The sequence below is a fragment of the Natrialba sp. SSL1 genome (assembly GCF_001861355.1).
GTDB lineage: Archaea > Halobacteriota > Halobacteria > Halobacteriales > Natrialbaceae > Natrialba.
The window spans coordinates 33,709-56,517 of the sequence record NZ_MASN01000052.1; the positions used below are offsets into that span (position 1 = coordinate 33,709).

Here is a 22,809-nt window from a genome sequence, read left to right on the forward strand (position 1 = left end):
CGCTCTTTGTTCGAATCGTCTGCCGACCGATCAGCAGCGAGTCACCGAAAACACGAAACCGAGACCCTGTCAGTCCTGCACCGGCGCGCGATCCGAGTTCATCGCTGACGCCGGCTCCTGCTCGACCGTCGCTAGCTCCGCCGCCGTCGCGAGTCGCAGTGCGTGCGGCCAACCAAGCGGCGTCGCGCTATCGGCCGTCCCGTCGTCGAAGAACTGCTCGGGAAGGTACTCACCATCGCGTCGGAGCTGTCCGCCCGGTTCGACGAGTGCAAGTAGCTCCCGCGCCCGCTCGTCGAATCGCGAGGCGGCCTCGTGGTCGTGTGCGGCGAGCAGCGACCCAATCTCGGCCGCGGCGTGTGCTCCCCACGCCGTCGTCACGGACCAGATCTTGGCGTCAGCCTGGTCGTCGACGCGCCACGGGTCGTCCTCGAAGCGAGCGATGCCCTCGAGTGGCCCCTCGGGATCGCGGTAGAGTCCGTCGATGGTCGTTTCGATATGGGTTACTAGTCGGGCGAGTCGGTCAGCGTCGACGCCGACATCAGCATTTTCGCCAGTTCCGTCAGTGTTTGACTGTTCGCGCTCGAGTACGTCGAACTCGCGGTGGGCTGCAGCAAGCGCGAAGGTGCTGCCGTCGAGGCGCTCGTCCAGGTCGCCGTCGTCGAGTCGGAGCGCGTAGCAGCCGCGGTCGGCGACCCAGAGATCGTCGAGCGCGCTGTAGACGGTGTGCGCCCGTTCCCGTGCGCGTTCGCGGTGCTCGTCCGCGATGGGAGCGCGGGCGATTGCTGCATAGGCCTCGAGGAACGTCGCGGCGGTGTGGGTGAACCGGCCGGTCATGTTCTCCCAGGCGTTCTGGACGCGCTCCGGCAGGCCGTCCTCGCCGAGCGTCGCGTCGAGGCCGTCGAGTGCGGCGACGAGCGCCTCCCGGACCTGCTCGTCGTCGGCGTCGACGGTGCGGAGGTACGTCGCGAGATAGGACGCGACGCTTGCGGTCTGGTCGGCCTGGTAATCCGTCGAGTCAACGGCTTCCTCGATGCGGCCGTGTGCCCAGCCGGGTGCGAGCCGTCCGTTTCGCGGCCAGACGCGGTGGGGCCAGGTTCCGTCTGCGAGCTGGCTCGTGGTGTAGAAGTGTGCGCTCTGGCGGTGCCACTGCTCGAGGCCGAGCCCGGCACGTTGATCAGCCGCGAGCAGGAAGCCGGCGATTTCGGCATCGTCGCGGAACCACGTGTAGCCGTAGCCGCCCGAGTAGCGGTAGAACGGGTCGAACTCGGGACCGGCAATGCGCGCCCCGGTTGGCGCGCGAAGCAGGCGCAACGTTCGCAAGTCGGCGATCGGATCGGCGATATCGACGGTCTCGCCGTCGTCTGTCGCCGCTCGAACGCCTTCGAACGCGGTTTCGGCCTGTGCCTGAGCCGCCTTGAGGAGTGCGTCACGAGTCGCGTGCTCCGCAGCGCCGGCGCGGGCGCGTTTGAGCGCGCCAGTTCGTGACTCGTCACCCCCCTCCAAATCGGCGAGTAACGTCGCCACGGTCGTCGAGGCATCCGATCCCGAGAGCTCGACTTCGGCCAGCGTGATCGGGCTCAGTTGCGCCTCCTCGTACCGGCCGTCGTCCTCACCGCGGGGGAGTTCAGTCGGCTCGGACTCGAGTAGCTCCGCAAATGTCGCGGGGATCTGGCCGGTGACCTCGATGTCGGTCGCGGCGGTCAGGAAGTCGTGTTCGCGGTCGTGGTGGACTTCGACGGCGTCGCCGTGGAGCAACTGGCCGATGCGGCTGACGCGGTCTTCGGGGGCGAAGGCGACGCAGGCGTGGAGGGTCGCGTCCGGGTCGGCGTCGTCGTGCTCGTCGTCGGTAGAGAGAGAGAAGTGTGTGAGATGGAGGCGGCCGAGCGTGAGATCGTACTGGGTGAGCGTGTGGCCGGCGACCTGGTGTGTCGTCTCCACGAGCGCTGTGTCGTCGACGTAGCGCTGGTCGCCCGGTTCGTCGAGCCAGTAGAGTGTGCCGTCAAGTTCGAGACCGAACCGCGAGTGATCGATACCAACCAGTCCCGAGAGCGGGTAGGAGTAGTCACTGAGCGCGCCGTTCGGTGCGACGTGGACGAGCCTGTCGTCGAAGCCGGAGAAGCGGCCCGTCGTCGACCGGCGCTCGCCGGGGAATCGGCGGTCGTCACCCCGTGAGCGCTTGACGTCGTTCAGGGCGCTGTGAAGTTTCATCGTGACGAACGACTACAACCCCCACCGATTAAAGTTTGTTGTAAAATGTAATCTCACTTTTCGAGTTCTCGCCTGGAGGCCGTAACCGGCTTGAGAGTCCGGCGCAACCGTGAAACTTTTTCACGCACCGTCGCAATCCGTGATGTACTGTATACTCATGGATACTGACGGGCTCGCCGACCTCCTCGAACGGTTCGGACTCTCTGACAAGGAAATCGACACCTACCTCGCGATTCTCGACCACGGCGCGTCGAAGGCGAGCACTATCGCCGACGCCGCCGACGTCTCGAAGCGCTACGTCTACAGCATCAGCGAGGAACTCGAGAACCGCGGCTTCGTCGAGGTCGACGACCATGCCGTGCCGACCGTGATCAGACCCGTCGATCCCGAAACCGTCGTCGACCGACTCACCCGGAGCGTCGAAGACATCGAGCCCGAACTCCGGGAACGCTACACCGCGACCGAACGCACCGGCGAGCAGTTCGAGGTGATCAAGTCCCGCCAGACCGTCGTCAAGCGACTCGAGGAACTGCTCGCGAGCGCCGATACCGAAGTGACGCTCTCTATTCCCGTCAGCATCCTCCCCCAGATTCGATCGACGCTCGAGGAGACCGTCGACCGCGGCGTCCTCGTGCTCCTTCTGCTCGGTGCAACGGGTGGCGATGAACAGGATATCGCCTCGCTTGCGGGCGCAGCGAGTACGGTGCGGACGTGGGACGCGTTGGTGCCAACGATGCTCACCGTAGACCGCCAGCACGGCCTGCTCGCGCCGAGTCAGCTGCTTACGAGTTCGACGAGCGATACGCGCGCGATTGCGCTCTCGCAAGAACAGCTTGTACCGGTGCTCGCGGGCTCGTTTCTGGCGAACTACTGGCCGACCGCCGAGGAGCGCTACGTGACGACGCCGCGCGCGCTGCCCGAAACCTACGACGGCTTCCGGAACGCCGTGTTCCAGATTGCACTCCACCGCGCGACGGATACCGCACTCGAAGCAGCGGTGACCGGTACTCCCGTTGGGGACGGAGACACCTCGACTGCCCCGGGAACGCTCACCGGCCGAGTCGTCGACGTGCGTCAGAGTCTCGTTCGCCCGGAGACGTCGTCCGTTCCGATCGAGAACTCGTTCACCATCGAGGTTACAGACGACCGAGACGGCGCGACCGAGCGCTACACGATCGGCGGCACCGGCGCGTTCCTCGAGGACTTCGAGGCCGAGTCGGTGACGCTCCGCGAACTGACCGGCGAGTAATAGAGTCGGCTGTGAGTAAATTTCTTGGTTAGTGGCCAGAAAGACGGGGTCGATGTTTAGAGACGCGCTCCGTGACACGTCCGTCCGGAACGGCCAGCCCGGTGAGAACTATCCGTCGGGCCCACGTGGAGGGACCCGATGACCGACAAACGAACCATCGAGGACCGTATCGTCGAGAGCGGCGTTATCGCCGTCCTGCGCGGCGTCGACGAGGACCAGATCGTCCCCGTCTCGCGCGCCCTCGCCGACGCTGGCGTCGAGGCGCTCGAGATCACCGCCGATGGAACCCGTTCCGCCGAGATGATCGCCGACGTAGATCGCGAACTCGCAGATACTGACGCCGTGATCGGCGCGGGGACCGTCCTCGACGCTGCGACGGCCCAGTCGGTGATCGACGCGGGCGCGACGTTCGTCGTCTCGCCACACACCAGTCCCGACGTCGTGCGGACGTGCAACCGCCACGGCGTGCTCGCAGCACCCGGTGTCATGACGCCGACCGAGGCCGTCACGGCGATGGAAGCCGGCGCGGATCTGTTGAAGATGTTCCCCGCCTCGACGGTCGGGCCGAGTCACATTGGTGCACTCAGCGGCCCACTCGGCGATGTAGACATCATTCCGACGGGTGGTGTCTCGCCCGACAACGTCGCCGACTTCTTCGACGCAGGTGCGGTCGCCGTCGGCGCGGGTGGTGCCATCCTCGACGACGAGGCTATCGAACGCGGCGACATGGAGCAGGTCCGCGAAACCGCCGAGGCGTTCGTTGCGGCGGTCGAGGACGCCCGATAGTAGTTGGCCCTCACGATAGTTACTGCCGACCCGGGGCCGCTGTTCACAATTTAATCAGCGATGGCAGTGTTTGCCAGCAAAACCCGTTTTGCTGGCCGACAAGTGGTACGTTGCCGACAGCAGCAGTGCTGTGTTTGATCCAACGAATCTGATATTTGTTCGAACATCAGTCGATCTATTGAAACTGACACAGCAGCCAACTCGAGTGTATTGGCCGAATACGACTCCGAGACTAGTTAATCGAAGGTTGAGGGTCGTATTGGGCAGTCGTCGAGGAGTGCATATATGTCGGAACGTGGATAAGTACTGGCGGTCATATCGCGCTGTTCAGAAGTTTACTACTGGAAGGGTAAATTTTTATCCCACTGGTTCCGTTGGTCGAGTATGAAAGCGATCGCTGTCGACCCAGGGGCCGGCGAACCCGCTCTCGTCGAGCGGCCCCGCCCCGATCCCGAGCCAGGCGAAGCCCTCGTCCGGACACTGCGTGTCGGTATCGACGGCACCGACCACGAGGTGATTGCGGGCCACCACGGCGATCTCCCAGACGGAGCGGACGAGCTCGTTCTCGGCCACGAAGCCGTCGGCGTCGTCGAGGATCCGAACGGCACGGCACTCGAGTCCGGCCAGTTCGTCGTCCCGACCGTGCGCCGTCGTCCCGGTGAGAGCAACGAGTTCTTCGAACGCGGCGAGCCAGACATGGCCCCCAGCGGTGCGTACGTCGAGCGCGGAATCGTCGGTGCCCACGGCTTCATGGCCGAATATTTCACCAGCCCGGCGGAGTACCTCGTTCCGATTCCCGCGGAACTCGCAGCGCTTGGCTTCCTCGTCGAACCGATCAGCATCACGGAGAAGGCGCTCGAGCACGCCGTCGCGAGCCGATCGGCGTTCGAGTGGGAACCTAACTCGGCGCTCGTCCTCGGGAACGGCCCGCTCGGGCTCATCACCCTCGCGATGTTCGAGTCGGTACTCGAGTTCGATCGGACCTACTGCCTCGGTCGTCGGGATCGGTCGCACCCGACGGTCGAACTGGTTTCGGAGCTTGGCGGCACCTACGTCGATTCGCGGGAGACACCGGTTGCAGAGATTCCGGCCGAACACGAGGCCGTCGACCTGGTCTACGAAGCGACTGGGCACGCAAAGCACGCCTTCGAAACGGTCGAGGCGCTCGCGCCGAACGGGGTCGGCGTCCTGCTGGGAGTGCCCGAACCCTGGGAGTTCGAGGTCGACGGCGGCCGGCTCCACCGCGAACTCGTCTTGCACAACAAGGCGCTGCTCGGCACTGTAAACTCCCACCGCGGGCACTTCGAGGCCGCGATCGACACGCTCGCACAGCTTCCCGACTGGTTCACCGAGGAACTCGCGGCCGGGGTGTACGACCTCGAGAACTATCAGGACGCCTTCGACGCGGGGGACGATGTCGTCAAGACTGCGATCGAGTTCGACGGCGTCTGAGTTTGGAGTGTTCGTTTGAGCGCCTGCACTGCAACGGGCGACTCGGAAATACAGACCGTCGAGGCGCGTTCGCACGCGCCGGATGCAAAACTATTACTATCATAGGTGTAAGTATTCATTCCATGGGTGTAGATTACACGCGGCTCCACGATCCGAACGCCGAGTACACGATGCGGGAGCTCTCGGCGGAAACGATGGGCGTGACACGCGAGCGCGGCGGCGGCCGTGACGTCGAGATTACCGACGTGCAAACGACGATGGTCGACGGAAACTTCCCGTGGACGCTCGTCCGAATCTACACGGACGCGGGCATCGTCGGCACCGGCGAGGCCTACTGGGGCGCGGGTGCGCCGGAACTCATCGAGCGCATGGCCCCTTTCCTGCGGGGCGAGAACCCGCTCGATATCGACCGGCTCACCGAACACCTCGTCCAGAAGATGTCCGGCGAGGGCTCGATCGGCGGCGTCACCGTGACGGCGATTTCGGGCATCGAAGTCGCCCTGCACGACCTCGCGGGCAAAATTCTCGAGGTGCCAGCCTACCAGCTGCTGGGCGGCAAGTACCGCGACGAGGTCCGCGTCTACTGCGACTGTCACACCGAGGACGAGGCCGACCCGATTTCTTGTGCGGACGAGGCAGAACGCGTCGTCGAAGAGCTCGGCTACGACGCGCTCAAATTCGACCTCGACGTCCCCTCCGGCCACGAGAAAGACCGCGCCAACCGCCACCTGCGAGAGCCCGAGATCGAACACAAGGCCTCGATCGTCGAGGCCATCACCGATCGCGTCGGCTCGCGTGCCGACGTGGCCTTCGACTGTCACTGGACCTTCTCCGGTGGCTCCGCAAAGCGCCTCGCGAAGCGACTCGAGGAGTACGACGTCTGGTGGCTCGAAGACCCCGTCCCGCCGGAGAATCACGACGTCCAGCGCGAAGTCACTCAGTCGACGACCACGCCCATCACCGTCGGCGAGAACGTCTACCGCAAACACGGCCAGCGCCGCCTCCTCGAAGAGCAGGCTGTCGACATCATCGCCCCCGACATGCCGAAGGTCGGCGGGATGCGCGAAACCCGGAAGATCGCCGACCTCGCGGATCTCTACTACGTCCCCGTCGCGATGCACAACGTCGCCTCGCCCGTCGCGACCATGGCCAGCGCCCACGTCGGCGCAGCCATCTCGAACTCGCTCGCCGTCGAGTACCACTCCTACGAACTCGAGTGGTGGTCGGATCTCGTCGAGGAAACTGTAATCGAAGACGGCTACATCGAGATTCCCGAGAAGCCAGGGCTCGGTGTCACGCTCGATCTGGATACCGTCGAGGAGCACATGGTCGAGGGCGAAGAGCTCTTTGACGAAGCGTAACGCCGGCACGCGTGAAGCGTTTTGCTGGTCGCTGAGTCGCTATTCGCTGAGTCGCTATTCGCTGATCGCTATTTAGTGGTCGCTGTTAGCTAGTCGCTGCTCGTTGATCACCAAGACGAAAGCACACCGAACGAACGCAGCGACTGAGACCCGGACGCCGCAAACCGTTCATCTGGGGACGCTGTCCTCGTCGACGCGCCGAAACAGCGTCTCCACATTCTCCGGATGGAAATCCTCGGGTGAAACGTCTCCCTCCGAATCCATCGCCCGCGCGAGATAACTCACGCTGTTGATCAACCCTAGATGCGAGAACGCCTGCGGGAAATTTCCGAGCAGTCGGCCGCTGTCGGGGTCGACCTTCTCCGAATACAGCCCGAGCGGCGAGGCGTACTCGAGTAGCGATTCGAAGTACTCTATTGCGAGTTCGAGTCGGTTCGAGAGGACGAGCGCGTCGATGAGCCAGAACGAACAGAGCAGGAACGCCTCTTCTTCGTCTTCCCGAACGTTGGTATCCACGAAGCGTACGACGAGCCCGTCGTCGGTTGCGAGCTTCTCGAGGACGGTGTCGATGGTCGACTGGACGCGCTCGTCCTCCGGCGGGAGGAACTCGTAAATGGGGATCAGAAGCGCCGTCGCGTCGACCGCCTCGTCACTGTCGAAGTACTGGACGAAGCTGCCGGCCTCTTCGCTGTAGCCGCGCGTTTCGATGGCGTCACGAACCTCGTCGCGCGTGCCTCTCCAGCGTTCGAGCGGCGCGTCGAAGTCGTTTGCCTCAGCCAGCGCGATACCGCGATCGAGAGCGACCCAGCACAGCAGCTTCGAGTGTAGGAAGTGACGATGTTCCTCGCGGAACTCCCAGATGCCGGCGTCCGGCTGGTCCCAGTTGCGACAGACGTAGTTGATGCTCTCGATGACGGCGTCCCAGCTGTCCTCGCTCAGCCCGGCGTCCTCGTCGAACTGGATGGTTTCGTAGATGGCCTGGACGAACGTACCGTAGACATCGAGCTGGAGCTGTGATGCTGCACCGTTGCCGATCCGAACCGGAGCTGTGTCCCGATAGCCGGAGAGATGATCGAGCGTCCGTTCTTCGAGTTCGTCGTCGCGTTCGCCGTGGAGTCCGTACAGCGGTCGAATCTCGGTTGGGTGGTCTGTCGCGATACCGACGAACCAGTCGAAGTAGTTCCTGGCTTCCTGGCGATGGCCGGTGTCGTGTAGCGACTGGACGGTGAATTTGGCGTCGCGAATCCAGTTGTACCGGTAATCCCACGTTCGCTCTGAGCCGATTTTCTCCGGGACCGATGTGGTCGCTGCAGCCGGAATGGCTCCCGTCTCGTGGTGAATCAGGAGTTTCAGGACGAGTTCCGCGCGGACGACCATCTCGTGCCAGCGCTCCGGAACCGAGTCGGCTGTGCCGTCCCGACTGCCGATCCACTCGCGCCAGTATCGCTTTGTCTCGTCGAGCCACGCTTGATACGACGGCGACGCCGGCGGCTCCTGGCCACCGTACTGGATACCAACCCAGCAGGAGTCACCAGCCTCGAGTGAGACGGTCCCGGTCGCTCGCGCTTCCTCGTGGTCGATTTCGAGGTCGGCGTCGCCGACGTAGTGGACCGGCTTATGGCGCTGGTCGAGCCAGTCGTCGCCATCGTCGCTTTCCTCGATATCGCCAGTAGCCGCCTCCTCACCGCCTCCTCGCCTCGCCGTAATACCATCCCCGACCGCCTCGAACGTCGGCGTCACTCGCGCGTACTCGAGTCGGGGTTCGAACACGACCTGGCACGCCATCGAACCGCGGTCGCACTCGAGTTGGCGGTAGATTGCGTGCTGGGGGTGTGAGTGTTGATGTTGGTGTTGGTGCTCGTGCTGGTCCCGGTGCTGGTCGTCAGAGTCCTGGTTGCGAGATTGCTGCTCCGCTGTATCCCCGTTCTGGATGGGCATGAAATCGGTCAGTGTCACCTGGCCCGATTCCGTCTCGAAGGTGGTTTGAAGGACGTTGGTTCGGTCGGCGTACTGATGACTCGACTCGAAGTCGTCTGCCGTCGGAGAGACGGTGAAGTGTCCCCCGTCAGTTGCATCGAGCAACCGGGCGAACACGCTCGGGGACTCGAGGTGGGGGAAACAACACCAGTCGATCGAGCCGTATCTGCTGACCAGTGCACACCGGTCGTCGTTGCCGATACTGCCGTAGTCTCGAAGGGGTGGATAGTCGTGTTCCATCGTTGCGTGTCACGCGGTGGTCGGATCAGTCGACAGGACCAACGGCACGGGCCTGGACTGTGAGCAGACTGGGAGCGGGCTGCGGGCTGTAAGACATGAGTACGTCCGTTGTGTCCTCGGTGGGCGAACAGTGATCGAGTGATCGGATATGGTACTGCACACACGGAGTATCCGTGACTCGTTACGTTGTCTACCGCGTGCGAGAATAAGTGTCGGCCAGCAGCGGCCGGGTGCGGCGAATAGGGGGTGCGTACACGATCTCGTCGTATGACCGGTGCCGTGGAACAATGGCGTGCTGGGCGGCGTTTTATGGCCCTCGTCGAGGTGGAAGTCTACGATGGGACGGCAACGACAGCACACACTCTCACGGCGACGGCTCCTTCGTGCAGGTACCGGTATCGCGTTCGCCGGAATCGGCGCAAGCGCAGGTGTCGGAACCGGCGGTGCTCGAGGGATCCAGGACGGCGGAAACGAGGGCACCGAGAACGGGGACGATCCGTTCGACGCCGGCGGCCCCTACGCGGACGTTTACGACGATATCATCGACGACGTCGTCCTGGTGACCGTCGTCGGTTCGGACGATCCGTTCGACGACGACCCCGGCGGCATCGGTTCCGGTTTCGTCGTCGACGATCACGTCGTCACCAACGCCCACGTCGTCAGGGAGGCCAGCACCGTCGAACTCCAGTTCCGTGACGAACAGTGGCGCGAGGGCGAGGTGGTCGGCACCGACAGCCACAGCGACCTCGCCGCGATCGCCGTCGATGACCTCCCGGATATCGCGGACGGACTCTCGTTTACGGCTGACGATCCAGTCATCGGTCAGGAAGCCCTCGTCCTCGGGAATCCGCTCGGACTCGACGCCTCGCTCTCGCAGGGGATCGTCAGCGGCATCGACCGCCAACTTCCGAGCCCGACCGGCTTTGCGATCCCGGCCGCGATCCAGACCGACGCGCCGGTCAACCCGGGCAACAGCGGCGGCCCGCTCGTCTCGCTCGACGGCGAGGTCCTCGGCGTCGTCTTCGCCGGTGCCGGCCAGACCATCGGCTTCGCGATCTCCGCACAACTCGCAGACCGCGTCATCCCGGCACTCATCGAAGACGGCGAGTACGAGCACCCATACATGGGGATCGGCGTCTCGGCTGTCGGACCGCAGGTCGCCGAGGCGAACGATCTCGAAGAAGCCCGCGGCGTTCTCGTCTCCGAAGTTGTCCCCGATTCGCCGGCAGACGGCGTCCTCGAACCGATCGACGGTGAAACGCTCATCGATGGCGCTCCGGTCCCGATCGGCGGCGATGTCATCGTCTCGATCGGGGACGAAGACATCCCGAACGAGGCGCGTCTCACGTCCGTCCTGGCACTCGAGACCTCGCCCGGCGAGACGGTCGAACTCGAGGTCATCCGCGAGGGCGAGCCCCAGCAGGAAGAGGTGACACTCGAGGAGCGACCGGATGTCGACCTCCCATAGCGACGGTGACGGACGACTGACAGACGAGGACGAGATGACTATCACCAGAACTGACAATTCCCCACACCACCCATGACACAACTCGGCTACAAACTCATCTGCGAGGAGCACGGCCCAACCGATCTCACCCAGTATGCAACACTCGCTGACCAGTCCACGTTCGAGTTCGCGATGATCTCGGACCACTTCCACCCCTGGACCTCGACACAGGGCGAGAGTCCGTTCGTCTGGAACGTCATCGGTGCGATTGCACAGGCGACCGACGACCTCCGCCTCGGCACGTCAATCACGTGTCCGATCATCCGATACCATCCCGGACTCATCGCGCAGGCTGCCGCGACGGCGGGCGTCCAGCTTCCCGGCCAGTTCTTCCTCGGCGTCGGCACCGGCGAGAACCTGAGCGAGCACGTCTTCGGCGACCGCTGGCCGCCACACGCGATCCGACTCGAGATGCTCCGCGAAGCCGTCGACCTCATCCGCACCCTCTGGGAAGGAGAGACGACGAGCTATCGCGGCGAGTACTACACCGTCGAGAACGCGCGCCTCTACACGCTGCCCGACGAACTGCCGCCGATTCCGATCGCCGCCGACGGGCCGAAAACGGCGCGCACTGCGGGCGAGATCGGCGACGGACTCGTGGCCGTCGCGCCGGACGAAGAACTCGTCGAGGCGTTCGAAGATGGCGGCGGCGAGGACAAGCCGCGCTACGCCGAGGTCGACGTCTGCTACGCTGAGGACGAACAGGAAGCCATCGAGACCGCCCACGAAATCTGGCCGCAGGCGGCGCTCCCCGGCGAACTGCTCTGGGAACTCGCGACACCTGCACACTTTCAGCAGGCGACCGAGGCCGTCTCCGAGGGGGACATCGCCGACCTCGTGGTCTGCGGGCCAGATCCCGACGCACACATCGAGACGATCCAGGAGTACGTCGACGCCGGCTTCGACCACATCGCGATCCACCAGATCGGCTCGAATCAGGCCGACTTCATCGAGTTCTACGAGGAGGAAGTCATTCCCGAGATCGATTGAGACGGGCTCCTTTCAAGACAGCCTACGAAACGGTCGGTCCGCCAAGAAGCAGTCGGCTCGCTACTCTTCAGTCTCCTCGAGTTCGGCTGCCTCCTCGCCCTCTTCTTCTTCCTGCTCGTCCTGCTCGCCGCGTTCGTCCCGCCTCGGCGCGCTCTGGGAACCAACGTCGGTACTCCCCTCGTCGACCTCGTCCGGATCGCGGTCGATGCGCTCGAGTTCGTCCTCGATCTCCGCCTTGCGCTCCGATTCGTACTCGTCCGTTCGATCGGTGTTGTCTTCTGCCATACTCCGACTTCAGCCGCGAGCCGTTTGGACGGCCGGCCGTCGAGTGCAACGTGGGTCGTTCGACTGATAATTTGAGCCGAGCCAACTGGTGACTGGCGGAACGGTTTGCACATGACGTTGGGTTGCCTTGTTTCACTGTGCAAGCGCTCCCTTGTTGGAACACGAATCCGGTTATCTCACCATGTCACAGGATGACCGCGGATCGGGGCGCAGTTCATCCACCCGTAGACGCTTTCTGCACTGTGCCAGTCTCGGCACGCTCGGAATCGCGGGGTGTACGGAACTCGACCCGAGACGGTTCGATCCGAGAGATAGAGGCCCCGACGAACCGGAATCGGACTTCTCGACCCTCATCGCCACGTGGCGGGGCCACGATCCAGCAACGACGATGACGCTCCAATGGCTCACTCCGGAGACCGAACTCGACGAATCTGTTTCCGTCGAACTCTCCCCAGAGGACGATACCAGCACCAGAAGAGTACAGACCGAGGTAGCACAGTTCGGCGGGTCAGACTTGAACCGCCACCGCGCTGATGTGACTGATCTAGCGCCGGATGCGCGGTATCGAATCGCTATCGACGGAGCCGAACTGGAAGGTGCCGTTCGAACGGCTCCCGAGGACGTTACCGAACCGATTACGTTCGCAGAGGGCGGTGACGTCGGAACCTCGTCGGACGTTCCGCCGTTACACGAGCAGGCGGCCGTGTGGGACCCCCTCTTTGCCGTCGTCGGTGGGGACCTGGCCTACGCTGACGGCTGGCACGAGGGTCGGTGGATTGCGTTCCTCGAACACTGGAACGAATATATGCGGTCCGGCAACCGACTCATCCCGCTGGTCGCCGCCATCGGGAATCACGAGGTACGGGGTGGACAGGGCGAAACGCCGGACGAAGCCCCGTTCTTCTACACGCTCTTCGACAACCCCCATCGAGAACACGCGTACTGGGCCTTAGATGTCGCTGACGAGCTCTCGATCCTGCTCCTCGACTCGAACCACACGACAGCGGTTGTCGGTGAGCAGACGGACTGGGTCGAAGACGCCCTAGCTGAACGAACCGACCGTAAACACCTGCTTGCCGTCTATCACGTCCCGATCTACCCATCGGTCAGGGAGATCGACGACCGAGGGAGAGAAGCGATGCGCCAGCACTGGGTGCCACTACTGGACGAGTACGATGTCGACGTCGCATTCGAACACGACGACCACGCGTACAAACGCACCCATCGACTCGCGGGCGGAGAACCCGACCCCGACGGCGTTCTCTATCTCGGCGATGGCGCATGGGGCCGGGGTACCCGCGACGTTCACTCGCCCGACGAACGATCGTATCTTGCGGTGAGCGAAAGCGAACTCCACGTGATACGCGTGGCCCTCTCGCCGGACGGATCGCGGCAGTTCCGTGCGGTCGGCCCCGATGAGAACCGTGTCGACCAGTTCGACTACGAGTCCGCTCATGGTTCTCCGGACAGTGGACTGGAGAATCTTCCAGCTGACTAGCCACGAGTAGAGACGGAACGATTATTGGACGGATTACAGCTGCAGAGATATGTCGTCGTGGGGCAGTCCACTCGTGACAGGTGACTATCGACCGACGATGAAAACGAATGACCCGGTCGCAGTTCCGCTAGTTCGGTTTCCGGATAAACGTGAGTACCTCGTCTACGAAGTCGTCTGGCGCGGTGTTCATCGGTTCGTGCTGGTGTCCGTCGAAGGTAACGGTCTTGCTGTTCGGGAGCGCATCGTTGAGTGCTTCTATTGCATCCTCGAAGAGGGGAGGGCTCTCGCTGCCGATCATCAGCAAGGTCGGCGCTGTCATCTCCTCAAACCGGGCACTGTCGAACTCGTACTCTTCGATCGCTTGCAACTCGCGGGGCAATGTATGCGCTGCGTCAACCATCTGTTGCCAGGTCGGACTGGCGCGAGCGGTATCGAGTTCAGCTGGCGTGAGTCCAGCGACTTCTTGGAGGAAGAACACGAGTACCTTCTCGTTATCGCCGTCATCAAGCAACCGATTCATTTCGGCAATTCCGGCTGCAACACCGAGTTCGTGATTGCGGACCATAATGGGAGGTTCGTTCAGGATGAGCGTGCGGAGATTGCTGGTTCGGAGGGTAGCCTCCAGCGAATAGAGTGCACCTCCGGAATGACCGACCACGACCACTGGCTCGTCGATCGTATTGATGACCGCAACCACGTCCTCGGCTTCCTGTTCCAGCCGGTACTCGGCAGCGTCACCGCTCTCACCGCGACCACGCCGCTCAATAGCATAGACCGTGCAATGGTCCGCGAGAGCGGGGCGCGCTCCAGCCAGATCCCAGAATGTGTGAACGTCGCCGTTCCCATGCACAAGCACGAGCGGTGGTCCGTTCCCCGTCCGCTCGAACGCAATCTCGGTGCCGTCTGCTGATGTGACTGTCTCCATTGTCCCTCTTCTCTCTGACTACACCGCCAACCTATGTTAACTACACGCACACATCCGAGTAGTGAACAATCGTTGTTCGCGCCCTCTGTACCGATCGGAACGATTCCAAACAGCCGCTAGCCAAGACGGGACCTCCAGCGCCGATTGACTCGAGTGCCACGACCGATCTCTCGGAAAACACGAAAGACAGATAAAAGTCCCCGCGTTGTGAACAGACAAATATGGACGTTCCCTACGATCTCACCTCGTACGTTCGGGTGTTGAAAATGGCGACGACACCCACCACCCAGGAGTTCCTCCAGGTGTCGAAGATCGCCGGTGCAGGCATCCTACTGGTCGGTTTCCTCGGCTTCATCATCGGCGGCATCATGCTGTTGCTGACCGGTAGTGGTGGTGTCTAATGGGCATCTTCGCTGTCAAAACGACGGCGAGCCAGGAGCGTACCGTCGCGGAGATGATCATCAACCGTGAGGAACCCGAGATTCACGCCGCGCTCGCGCCCGACTCGCTGACCTCGTACGTGATGGTCGAAGCTGAGGGCAGTGCCGTCCTGAACCGGGTACTCGAGGACATCCCCCACGCGCGCAGTATCGTCCCCGGCGAGTCCGATATTTCGGAAGTCGAGCACTTCCTCTCGCCAAAGCCGGACGTCGAGGGTATTGCAGAGGGTGACATCGTCGAACTCATCGCCGGCCCGTTCAAGGGCGAGAAGGCACAGGTCCAGCGTATCGACGAAGGCAAGGATCAGGTGACGGTCGAACTCTACGAGGCGACGGTCCCGATTCCGGTGACGGTTCGTGGCGACCAGATCCGCGTGCTCGACTCCGACGAGCGATAGCGCGCTGACGAGCGAGTGAGCCGGTATCTCTGGCAGCCAGTTCGTTTCGGTCTGTGAACTAATTATTCCTCGACTTCGGAGCCAAGCGACTCCGGATCAGCCACATCCGCAACTGTCTCAAGTAACTCCTCACGCTCGCGCACGTCGGCCGAGTTCGCGCCGTAGGCGCGGACGTACTCCGCACGGCTATGTTCCGTGAACGTGTGGCGAATCGCGAGATACCCATCGGGAACGAGCGCGTCACAGATTTCGCACTCGAGATGGTCGTGTGCTGTCGCCTGATGGGTGACAGCCGACTCGATATCGGCGAAGACCTCGCCGCAGCCGTCGATCTCGCATTCCCAGGCTAGTCCCGTTCCCATTCGTCTTCGCGTCGAACTGGACGGGCCGCCCTAATGGTCTTTTCGTAGTACATGTGACCCAGTAGACGAGTTCGACCCCGGTAGCTGGACCCGTGGCGAATCAGAATTCATAACTCTCCGGTCGTGAAACGAGCAGTCGTGAGTGATGGAGTGTCGTCTCAGGTCGACTGTCACGTGAAGGTGCTCGACGAAACCGTCGTCGAGCGCGCCACGCGAGCGGGACTCGACGTGATCGTCTACGCACCGCACTTCCAACGGCTGCCGGAGATTCGGGAGACGGCCACACGGTACTCGAGTAACGACCTGCTGGTCGTCCCCGGTCGCGAGGTGTTCACCGGTCCCTGGTCCAACCGCAAGCACGTGCTCGCGATCGGACTCGAGGAGCCGGTACCGGATTTCATCACACTCGAGGCGGCGATGACCGAGTTCGACCGACAGGACGCGACGGTGCTTGCTCCGCACCCTGCCTTTTTGAACGTGAGTCTCTCGCCGGCCGACCTGCGCCAGTACCGCGAGACGATCGATGCCGTCGAGGTTTTCAACCCGAAACACCTGCCGTGGCACAACCGACGGGCGCGCTGGTTAGCGGACGAACTCGAGTTGTCGCCGTTTACGTCGTCGTATGCACACCTGCCGAGTTCGGTGGGTGTGGCCCACACGGCATTCGAATCGGCGATCGAGTCCGAGGCGGAACTCTGTGAGGCGTTCGAGAACGATGCTCCGCGCCAGATCGTCCGCTCGAACGGACTCGACCGGTGGCGGACAACGGCGGCCGAGTTGCTCCACCTCGGCTACGAGAACACGTGGAAGAAGGCGGAGCGGCTGTTTCTCTCGGGGACCGAGCCGACGCATCCGGATCACATCGCCTACGACGGGCGGTTCGACGATGCAGCGGTGTACTAACTGCTGTGTGAACGGCGATTAGACGAACGTGGGTTAGTGCATCGCATCCCCACCGTCGGGACTGAGCGTCTGCCCCGTATAGTAGTCGCCGCCCTCTCCAGCGAGCAGTACCGCCGTGGGAACGACCTCGTCGACGGTACCGATCCGACCGAGAGGGACCTCCGCTTCTTTGCGCTCACGCCACTCCTCGGTAGTGTCGTCGAGCATATCCGTTTCGATGGGACCGGGTGCGATGGCGTTGACCTGCACGTCGGGTGCGACCTCACGGGCAAGCGCCCGTGTGAACGATATGACGCCGCCCTTCGCGGCTGAGTAGTGCGTGAGTTCCGAAGCGCCCTTGATCCCCAGCTGCGAGGCGACGTTGATGACCCGGCCGCTACCCCGGTCGAGCATCCCTTCGATAGCGAACCGCGTGACCAAAAACGTCCCGCGGAGATCGGTCGAAATGGTCCGGTCCCACGTTTCGATGTCCATCTCGTCGAGCGTCGCCGGTTCGAGAATGCCCGCGTTATTCACGAGGACGTCGATGCTGCCGAACTCCTCTTCGGCCGTCTCGACGAGTGTCCGGGCCTCGTCCTCGTCGCTCACGTCTGCCTGTACGGAGATAGCGGAACCGCCTTCGTTCTCGATGATCTCGACCGTCTCTTCGGCACCGTCCTCGTTCGAGTGATAGTTCACGACCACCGCAGCACCCTCGCGACCGAACGCTTCTGCAATCCCGCGTCCGATACTTCGCGATGCGCCGGTAATCAGAGCCGACTGGTCCTCGAGTGCTCCCATACTCACCCTGTTCAGATGAGGTCCCGTTAACACCCACCCGGAGATATCAGCGTCTCATCTGGTAGACGTCGACTGAGCGCGTCAGGTGAGAGATGAGTAACGCGCCAGGACCTGCGCGACACAATCCCAGTGACTCCCACGCCAGAAGTACTGCCCGCACGACTGACAGCGCCAGACGGCCATCGCATCGCTGTCCTCGTCTTCGCCACCACTGTCGTCGACTGGGTCCGCAACTGGACTCGGTGCATACTCCGGCGTCTCCGCCGACGGATCGACGCGCTCGAGTCCACCGTTGCATCGCCCGCAGTACGACGGCGCAGCCGCGAGCTCGAGTTCCACACCCGCCTCGCTGAGTTCTCCCAGTTGTTCCTCCACTTCGAGTGCCGTCAGCAGAATCGCGTCCGCAGCACGGGCCGCGAGTTCGGTATCTCGCGTGACGAGCGTGCGGTCCTCGGCTGCCGCGACGGCGAGCAGGTCGTCGTCGGACTCGAGTACCGGCTCGCGATCTCCCGCGTAGACCGTGTCGTAGTCGCACATCCGAAGGTAGGCGACGAGCCCGCCGCACATGGTGTCGAGGAGGAATCGCATAGGTCGAAAGGAACGCCTGGGTGCGCGCTCAGTGCAGGAACGCCTGCAACTCCGCAAGTTCCCACGTGTTGATCACGTCCGCGGGCTCGGCCCACCCCCGCCGCGCCGTGTGGACGCCCCAGCGCATGTACTCGAGTGTCGACGGCTGATGAGAGTCCGTGTTGACGGCGATTACTGCGCCCTCGTCGATGGCGGCCTGGACGGCGCTCCCCCAGAGGTCGAGGCGGCGCGGATTGGCGTTGACCTCGAGTGCGGTGTCGTGCTCGGCGGCGGCCGCACCGAGCGCGCTCGCGTCGAAGTCGAGGCCGGAGCGCTCGTTCAGCATGCGTCCGCTGGGGTGGCCGAGGACGTCGATGGCGGGATTTTCGACGGCGGTGATGAGCCGTTTGGTTGCTCGCTCGGCGTCCTGATCGAGCGCGCTGTGGGTCGAGGCGACGATGACGTCGAGCGCGTCGATGACCTCCTCGGAGAGGTCGATCTCACCTTCGGCGTCGACGTTCGCCTCGATGCCGGCGAAGACGGTGATCTCGCTCTCGTCGTCGACCGCGCGGATTTCTTCGACTTGCTCCAGAATTTCGGCGTCCGAGAGCCCCATACCGCCGACGATACCGGGGCCTTCGGCGTGGTCGGCGAGGCCGAAGTAGTCGTAGCCCCGGTCCTCGGCGGCCGCCACCATCGCCTCGATGGAGGTGTTGCCGTCGGACCACTCGGTGTGGCTGTGGAGGTCGCCGCGAATGTCTTTGCGTGTGAGCAGGTCCGGCAGAGCGTCGTTCTCGGCGGCCGCGATTTCGCCGCGGTCGGTTCGCAGTTCCGGCGGAATCCACGGTAGCCCGAGTGCGTTGTACATCCCTTCCTCGGTCTCGCCAGCGATGCGCTCGCCGACGCGCTGGCCCTCGTCTCCGTCTTCGAGGTCGCTGACGTCGAAGACGCCGTACTCGTTGACCTTCAGGTCGCGGTCGATGGCGTAGTTACGGAGCCGGACGTTGTGGTCCTTGCTTCCCGTGAAGTACTGCAGCGCGGAGCCGAACTCGTCGGGGACGACCACGCGGAGGTCGACGCGACTCTCGCCGATTCGTACGCTCGCCTTCGCCGGTCCGGACTCGATTTCGCTGTCGACCGAGCCCCAGCCGACGAACTGCTCGACGACGGTTTCGTTCTCGTCCGTCGCAACGAGTACGTCCACGTCGCCGATGGTCTCGCGCCAGCGCCGGATCGAGCCAGCCACCTCGCAGCGCTCGACGGCGTCGAGTGACTCGAGAAAGGCAAGCACGTCGTCGGCGAGCGGACGGGCCTCGCCGAGCAACTGGCGCTGACCGACCTCGCGTGCGAACTCGATGTTGTCGCGGATGTTTTCCTCCGTCTTCGGGCCGAAGCCCTTGACTTCCTGAATCTCGCCGGCCTCAGCAGCGTCCTCGAGATCGTCCAGCGTTTCGATCCCCAGTTCGCGGTACAGTTTGCCGGCCGTCTTGGGGCCGACGCCCTCGATTCGGGTGATGTCCGCGATGTCGATCGGCAGTTCGGCTTTGAGTTCCTCGAGTTCCTCGATCTCGCCGGTCTCGACGTACTCGACGATCTTCGCGGAAATCGCGTCGCCGACGCCGTCGATTTCGTCGAGAATCTCCTCGTCGCCGTCTGCAACGCGGTCACCGATCGGAACGGGATGGGCACGAATGTTCTCAGCCGCACGGCGGTACGCGCGGGGTTTGTACTCCACGTCGTCGGCCTCGAGCAAGTCGGCGAACTCCTCGAAGCGGCCGGCGAGTTCGGCGTTGGTCGCCACCGTGATCACCGCCCCCGCCGTGCGCTCTGGTCGTCGTCGCGGCCGAGCGCCTGCTTGAGGAACGACATCCAGCGTTTGGTGTCGGCAGCCTGCTTGGCCTGCTGTTCGCGCTCTATGTCCGTTGGGCCGAGGTTCTCGAGTGCGTTCAGCGCGCGGTCGATCCCGATGATGCTCTGGGCGAGTTTTTCGCCCTCCGCACGAGGGATCTCACCGTCCTCAATCCGCTCTATGCGCTCGACGCGCTCTCGTCTGAGGTTTCGTTTCGCCTGCTCGACGCGGTCGCGCTCGCCCGGTGGAACCGTCTCGCGGCGTTTGATCTCGAAGACGAAGGTTCGAAGGTCGATCTCCTCACCTTGCACCGTGATCGTCTCGGGAATGTCCGCGCCGACGGTCGCGCCCTCGCGCTCGACGCGCTCGAGCAGTTGCTTTCGCTCGAACTCTTGCACGTCTCTGTGTTGGGGACTGAGGGCCAAAAGTGTACACCGTCGTCGGCAGACGCAGCGGTCGAAGCTGGTTCGCACGTCGCGCTCCAGACCGCGCCCCGAGACGAGGACAACGTCGGTTCGAGACGCGGATTCGAGATTGAGGACGCACCCGCGGAGCCGTTTGAGGACATCGAAGTCGCCCATGCCGCGAATCATAAATCCATAGCAGTCACGAGAAAATGAACGTCTCGGCGAGTGATGAAGACGAATCAGCCGTCGAGCGGACGCGCCGGCGACCGTTGAACGGTCGATGAGCGGAACCCCAAACCCCTTAGCGACGCCGCACATACCCCCCGCCAATGGCCAAGTGCGACGTGTGTCGGAAGGACGAAAGCATGCCGTACAACTGTCGGCACTGCGGGGGGACCTACTGTGCCGACCATCGGCTGCCGGAGAACCACGACTGTTCCGGGCTTCGAAACTGGAACGATCCGGGCGGCGTCTTCGATAGCGGTTTCGACGAGAGTGTCAACGGCGGGAGTGCAAGCGGGAGCACGTCGAAAACGGCGAGCATCGCCGACAAGGTGCCGATAGACACCGGTCCCGGCGGACCGCTCGCGTACTTCCGCGGGAACATGACCTACACGGTCCTCGCGCTGATGGGGATCACGTTCCTCGCGCAGTTGCTCGTCGGCACGTTCGGCTCCGCCAACCTCTCTCGCTCGCTGTTCGTGTTGACGCCGCAGAATCCGGAGTACGTCTGGACCTGGGTAACCTCGATTTTCGCCCACGGTGACATCATCCACATCGCGTTCAACGCCATCGTGATATTCTTCTTCGGCCCGCTCGTCGAGCGCTACGTCGGGTCGCGGAACTTCCTCATCCTGTTCCTCGTCAGCGGCGCTGTCGCTGGCCTGAGTCAGGTTGCGATCCAGATCTACCAGGGGCCGGTGCTGCCCGGAACCGGCGGCGTCCTCGGAGCCAGCGGTGCCGCCCTCGCGATCATGGGCGTGCTCACCGTCCTGAACCCCAACCTCACCGTCTACCTCTACATGATCGTCCCCGTCCGACTCTGGATGCTCGCGGTGGGGACAGCGCTTATCAGTGTCGGCTTCATCGGCACCGGCGCGGGCGGTGCCGGCGGCATCGCTCACGCAGCCCACCTCGTTGGCCTCGTCATCGGGCTGGCCTACGGCGTATACATCAAGCGAACGAAGAACGTCCGCACCGCGAATCAGTTCCAGCTCGGCGGCGGTGGCGGTGGACCGGGTGGCCCAGGCGGTCCTGGTGGCCCTGGCGGCCCAGGCGGACGGCGTCGCTTCTAACTCACAACGCTCACCACGCATCTCCCAAAGCCCGTTCTCACACCGGAATTTGATTCTACACACCGTTTAGCTTCCACGAGCCAACCCAGCGATTGCGCCACAGAATCCTTCTCATGGTATTGATTCCATCAGTTCTCTCGGTGAACTAGCGGATGAGTAGGTCTGCGAATGGAACGCTGCGGGAGGACTTTGGCATCCGCGAGCGAAGCGAGCGGTTTCCCGCCAGAGCGGGGTGGAACCCCGCGACGGCGGCCTTTTGGCATCAACGGGTTTTGCCGGGGTTCGACCGAGTGAGCAACGCGAGCGAGGGAGGACTCCGGTAAAAGAGGTTGCTGTACTTATCGTTTGTCGGGAAGTCACAGAGAAGCCATACGAACTATACTCTGATCGGCTCGACCCAACGCCTATTTTCGTCCGCCCGTACCACCCCGTATCAATGACCGCTCCCCACCGCACATCGCAGCCACGTCCCGACCTCGCGCCAGATCCATCCCTCAGCCGCGCGGAGATGGAAACGCTGCAGCGCGACATCGCCGATGCCGCGGTGTTCGAGGACGAGTTCGGATTCGACCCCGAACCGCTGACCAACCCGCTCGCTGCGAGCGCCGCAGCGGCAACGACAGCTAGCGACGCTGCTGCCACCGACGAAACCAACACTAACGTCGACGACAGCGACACACCCCTCCCCACCGTCGTCGGCGTCGACCAATCGTTCCTCACCAACAACGCGGGCGACCAGGACCGCGCCCTGAGCGCCCTCGTCGCCATGCGCGGCGGCGAAGTGGTCGAACGCGTCCACGCCGTCACCGACCTCGAAACCCCCTACATCCCCGGCCTCCTCTCGTTTCGTGAAGGTGGCGCAATTCTGGCTGCACTCGAGTCCCTCGCAGTCGAACCCGACCTCTTTCTCTTCGATGGAAGCGGGCGGATCCACTTCCGACAGGCGGGCATTGCGACGCACATCGGGGTCGTTCGTGACGTGCCGAGCATCGGAGTCGCGAAGAGTCTGCTCTGTGGTCGTCTGCAGGGCGAGACTGACAATCTGTCTGCAGGCACACGAGTCGCCATCGAGGCCGACGACTCGGTCGACGCGCCCGAGGGGACGCTGCTCGGCTACGCCGTCCAGACGCGCCAGTACGACTCGCCAAACCGGTACATCAATCCGCTGTACGTGAGCCCCGGCCACCGTGTTGCTCCGGAGACGGCAGCCGATCTCGCGCTCGGACTCGCAGGCTCTTACAAGTTGCCGGAGCCGGTTCGGCTGGCGGATTCCTATGCCACCGAGGCCAAACGCGAGTTCCTCGATTGAGTTTCAGGGGCGCCCTGACAG

The 22,809-nt window shown here is 63.5% G+C and carries 21 protein-coding genes; 12 read left to right on the forward strand and 9 right to left on the reverse strand.

What is annotated here, in order from left to right:
• Window positions 1-69: 69 nt before the first annotated feature.
• Window positions 70-2,208: a glucan 1,4-alpha-glucosidase gene (locus BBD46_RS17445; protein ID WP_071402961.1), complete on the reverse strand. Its 2,139-nt coding sequence runs from the start codon at window positions 2,206-2,208 to the stop codon at window positions 70-72.
• Window positions 2,209-2,365: 157 nt separating this feature from the next.
• Between BBD46_RS17445 and BBD46_RS17450 the strand changes: the two genes are divergently transcribed.
• The 4 genes from BBD46_RS17450 (at window position 2,366) to BBD46_RS17465 (ending at window position 7,056) form a co-directional block, all read left to right on the forward strand.
• Window positions 2,366-3,457 (forward strand): TrmB family transcriptional regulator, encoded by a 1,092-nt coding sequence (locus BBD46_RS17450; RefSeq protein WP_071403165.1) that lies wholly within the window; start codon window positions 2,366-2,368, stop codon window positions 3,455-3,457.
• Between the two features lie 138 nt (window positions 3,458-3,595).
• Window positions 3,596-4,243 carry a bifunctional 4-hydroxy-2-oxoglutarate aldolase/2-dehydro-3-deoxy-phosphogluconate aldolase gene (locus tag BBD46_RS17455; protein WP_071402962.1) on the forward strand — a complete coding sequence of 216 codons (648 nt, stop codon included), beginning with the start codon at window positions 3,596-3,598 and terminating at the stop codon, window positions 4,241-4,243.
• Window positions 4,244-4,627: 384 nt separating this feature from the next.
• Window positions 4,628-5,695: a glucose 1-dehydrogenase gene (locus BBD46_RS17460; protein WP_071402963.1), complete on the forward strand. Its 1,068-nt coding sequence runs from the start codon at window positions 4,628-4,630 to the stop codon at window positions 5,693-5,695.
• Window positions 5,696-5,817: 122 nt separating this feature from the next.
• Window positions 5,818-7,056, forward strand: a complete 1,239-nt coding sequence (locus BBD46_RS17465) for a mandelate racemase/muconate lactonizing enzyme family protein (RefSeq protein ID WP_071402964.1) — start codon at window positions 5,818-5,820, stop codon at window positions 7,054-7,056.
• Between the two features lie 168 nt (window positions 7,057-7,224).
• Here the strand turns inward: BBD46_RS17465 and BBD46_RS17470 are convergent, their stop codons facing one another.
• Window positions 7,225-9,273 (reverse strand): glycoside hydrolase family 15 protein, encoded by a 2,049-nt coding sequence (locus BBD46_RS17470; RefSeq protein ID WP_071402965.1) that lies wholly within the window; start codon window positions 9,271-9,273, stop codon window positions 7,225-7,227.
• 337 nt (window positions 9,274-9,610) lie between these two features.
• Here BBD46_RS17470 and BBD46_RS17475 point away from each other — a divergent pair, with 337 nt between their 5' ends.
• The gene (locus BBD46_RS17475) at window positions 9,611-10,741 is read left to right on the forward strand and encodes a S1C family serine protease (protein WP_071402966.1); all 1,131 of its coding nucleotides are present in this window, start codon (window positions 9,611-9,613) and stop codon (window positions 10,739-10,741) included.
• A 72-nt stretch (window positions 10,742-10,813) separates the two neighbouring features.
• Window positions 10,814-11,770: a TIGR03557 family F420-dependent LLM class oxidoreductase gene (locus BBD46_RS17480; protein ID WP_071402967.1), complete on the forward strand. Its 957-nt coding sequence runs from the start codon at window positions 10,814-10,816 to the stop codon at window positions 11,768-11,770.
• A 60-nt stretch (window positions 11,771-11,830) separates the two neighbouring features.
• Here the strand turns inward: BBD46_RS17480 and BBD46_RS17485 are convergent, their stop codons facing one another.
• Window positions 11,831-12,055 carry a hypothetical protein gene (locus BBD46_RS17485; RefSeq protein ID WP_071402968.1) on the reverse strand — a complete coding sequence of 75 codons (225 nt, stop codon included), beginning with the start codon at window positions 12,053-12,055 and terminating at the stop codon, window positions 11,831-11,833.
• A 181-nt stretch (window positions 12,056-12,236) separates the two neighbouring features.
• On the opposite strand from BBD46_RS17485, the gene BBD46_RS17490 reads away from it, so the two are divergent.
• On the forward strand, window positions 12,237-13,553 hold the full coding sequence (locus BBD46_RS17490; RefSeq protein WP_071402969.1) for a purple acid phosphatase family protein: 1,317 nt from the start codon (window positions 12,237-12,239) through the stop codon (window positions 13,551-13,553).
• A 127-nt stretch (window positions 13,554-13,680) separates the two neighbouring features.
• Here BBD46_RS17490 and BBD46_RS17495 read toward each other — a convergent pair whose 3' ends face one another.
• Entirely contained in the window at window positions 13,681-14,478 is a 798-nt protein-coding gene (locus BBD46_RS17495; RefSeq protein ID WP_071402970.1) for an alpha/beta fold hydrolase, read from the reverse strand.
• Window positions 14,479-14,699: 221 nt separating this feature from the next.
• On the opposite strand from BBD46_RS17495, the gene BBD46_RS17500 reads away from it, so the two are divergent.
• Together BBD46_RS17500 and BBD46_RS17505 are read left to right on the forward strand one after the other, a co-directional pair.
• Window positions 14,700-14,879, forward strand: coding sequence for a protein translocase SEC61 complex subunit gamma (locus BBD46_RS17500; RefSeq protein ID WP_006167833.1), 180 nt, complete (start codon window positions 14,700-14,702; stop codon window positions 14,877-14,879).
• Window positions 14,879-15,316 carry a transcription elongation factor Spt5 gene (locus tag BBD46_RS17505; protein ID WP_006652073.1) on the forward strand — a complete coding sequence of 146 codons (438 nt, stop codon included), beginning with the start codon at window positions 14,879-14,881 and terminating at the stop codon, window positions 15,314-15,316. Before BBD46_RS17500 ends, BBD46_RS17505 begins: the two co-directional genes overlap by 1 nt.
• A gap of 62 nt (window positions 15,317-15,378) precedes the next feature.
• Here the strand turns inward: BBD46_RS17505 and BBD46_RS17510 are convergent, their stop codons facing one another.
• Window positions 15,379-15,678: a DUF7565 family protein gene (locus tag BBD46_RS17510; protein WP_071402971.1), complete on the reverse strand. Its 300-nt coding sequence runs from the start codon at window positions 15,676-15,678 to the stop codon at window positions 15,379-15,381.
• A 138-nt stretch (window positions 15,679-15,816) separates the two neighbouring features.
• On the opposite strand from BBD46_RS17510, the gene BBD46_RS17515 reads away from it, so the two are divergent.
• Entirely contained in the window at window positions 15,817-16,581 is a 765-nt protein-coding gene (locus BBD46_RS17515) for a PHP domain-containing protein (RefSeq protein WP_084777812.1), read from the forward strand.
• Window positions 16,582-16,614: 33 nt separating this feature from the next.
• On the opposite strand, the gene BBD46_RS17520 is transcribed toward BBD46_RS17515, so the two are convergent.
• From BBD46_RS17520 to BBD46_RS17535, 4 genes are all read right to left on the reverse strand, one after another.
• A complete protein-coding gene (locus BBD46_RS17520; protein ID WP_071402973.1) occupies window positions 16,615-17,361 on the reverse strand; it encodes a 3-oxoacyl-ACP reductase family protein in 747 nt (248 codons plus the stop codon).
• A gap of 81 nt (window positions 17,362-17,442) precedes the next feature.
• Entirely contained in the window at window positions 17,443-17,949 is a 507-nt protein-coding gene (locus BBD46_RS17525; RefSeq protein ID WP_071402974.1) for a Mut7-C RNAse domain-containing protein, read from the reverse strand.
• A gap of 28 nt (window positions 17,950-17,977) precedes the next feature.
• Window positions 17,978-19,729 (reverse strand): DNA polymerase/3'-5' exonuclease PolX, encoded by a 1,752-nt coding sequence (gene polX / locus BBD46_RS17530; RefSeq protein WP_071403167.1) that lies wholly within the window; start codon window positions 19,727-19,729, stop codon window positions 17,978-17,980.
• A 5-nt stretch (window positions 19,730-19,734) separates the two neighbouring features.
• Entirely contained in the window at window positions 19,735-20,175 is a 441-nt protein-coding gene (locus tag BBD46_RS17535) for a DUF5788 family protein (RefSeq protein WP_071403166.1), read from the reverse strand.
• 338 nt (window positions 20,176-20,513) lie between these two features.
• On the opposite strand from BBD46_RS17535, the gene BBD46_RS17540 reads away from it, so the two are divergent.
• Together BBD46_RS17540 and BBD46_RS17545 are read left to right on the forward strand one after the other, a co-directional pair.
• Complete coding sequence (locus BBD46_RS17540; protein WP_071402975.1) at window positions 20,514-21,479, forward strand: rhomboid family intramembrane serine protease; 966 nt, start codon at window positions 20,514-20,516, stop codon at window positions 21,477-21,479.
• A 436-nt stretch (window positions 21,480-21,915) separates the two neighbouring features.
• Entirely contained in the window at window positions 21,916-22,788 is an 873-nt protein-coding gene (locus BBD46_RS17545) for an endonuclease V (protein WP_071402976.1), read from the forward strand.
• Window positions 22,789-22,809 lie beyond the last annotated feature (21 nt).

Coding starts and splice junctions, on each gene's coding strand:
- BBD46_RS17470 (WP_071402965.1), bottom strand. CDS start 9,273: ATGGAACACGACTATCCACCCCTTCGAGACTACGGCAGTATCGGCAAC.
- BBD46_RS17505 (WP_006652073.1), top strand. CDS start 14,879: ATGGGCATCTTCGCTGTCAAAACGACGGCGAGCCAGGAGCGTACCGTC.
- BBD46_RS17450 (WP_071403165.1), top strand. CDS start 2,366: ATGGATACTGACGGGCTCGCCGACCTCCTCGAACGGTTCGGACTCTCT.
- BBD46_RS17465 (WP_071402964.1), top strand. CDS start 5,818: ATGGGTGTAGATTACACGCGGCTCCACGATCCGAACGCCGAGTACACG.
- BBD46_RS17500 (WP_006167833.1), top strand. CDS start 14,700: ATGGACGTTCCCTACGATCTCACCTCGTACGTTCGGGTGTTGAAAATG.
- BBD46_RS17475 (WP_071402966.1), top strand. CDS start 9,611: ATGGGACGGCAACGACAGCACACACTCTCACGGCGACGGCTCCTTCGT.
- BBD46_RS17520 (WP_071402973.1), bottom strand. CDS start 17,361: ATGGGAGCACTCGAGGACCAGTCGGCTCTGATTACCGGCGCATCGCGA.
- BBD46_RS17540 (WP_071402975.1), top strand. CDS start 20,514: ATGGCCAAGTGCGACGTGTGTCGGAAGGACGAAAGCATGCCGTACAAC.
- BBD46_RS17510 (WP_071402971.1), bottom strand. CDS start 15,678: ATGGGAACGGGACTAGCCTGGGAATGCGAGATCGACGGCTGCGGCGAG.
- BBD46_RS17480 (WP_071402967.1), top strand. CDS start 10,814: ATGACACAACTCGGCTACAAACTCATCTGCGAGGAGCACGGCCCAACC.
- BBD46_RS17460 (WP_071402963.1), top strand. CDS start 4,628: ATGAAAGCGATCGCTGTCGACCCAGGGGCCGGCGAACCCGCTCTCGTC.
- BBD46_RS17485 (WP_071402968.1), bottom strand. CDS start 12,055: ATGGCAGAAGACAACACCGATCGAACGGACGAGTACGAATCGGAGCGC.
- BBD46_RS17455 (WP_071402962.1), top strand. CDS start 3,596: ATGACCGACAAACGAACCATCGAGGACCGTATCGTCGAGAGCGGCGTT.
- BBD46_RS17525 (WP_071402974.1), bottom strand. CDS start 17,949: ATGCGATTCCTCCTCGACACCATGTGCGGCGGGCTCGTCGCCTACCTT.
- BBD46_RS17495 (WP_071402970.1), bottom strand. CDS start 14,478: ATGGAGACAGTCACATCAGCAGACGGCACCGAGATTGCGTTCGAGCGG.
- BBD46_RS17490 (WP_071402969.1), top strand. CDS start 12,237: ATGTCACAGGATGACCGCGGATCGGGGCGCAGTTCATCCACCCGTAGA.
- BBD46_RS17545 (WP_071402976.1), top strand. CDS start 21,916: ATGACCGCTCCCCACCGCACATCGCAGCCACGTCCCGACCTCGCGCCA.
- BBD46_RS17445 (WP_071402961.1), bottom strand. CDS start 2,208: ATGAAACTTCACAGCGCCCTGAACGACGTCAAGCGCTCACGGGGTGAC.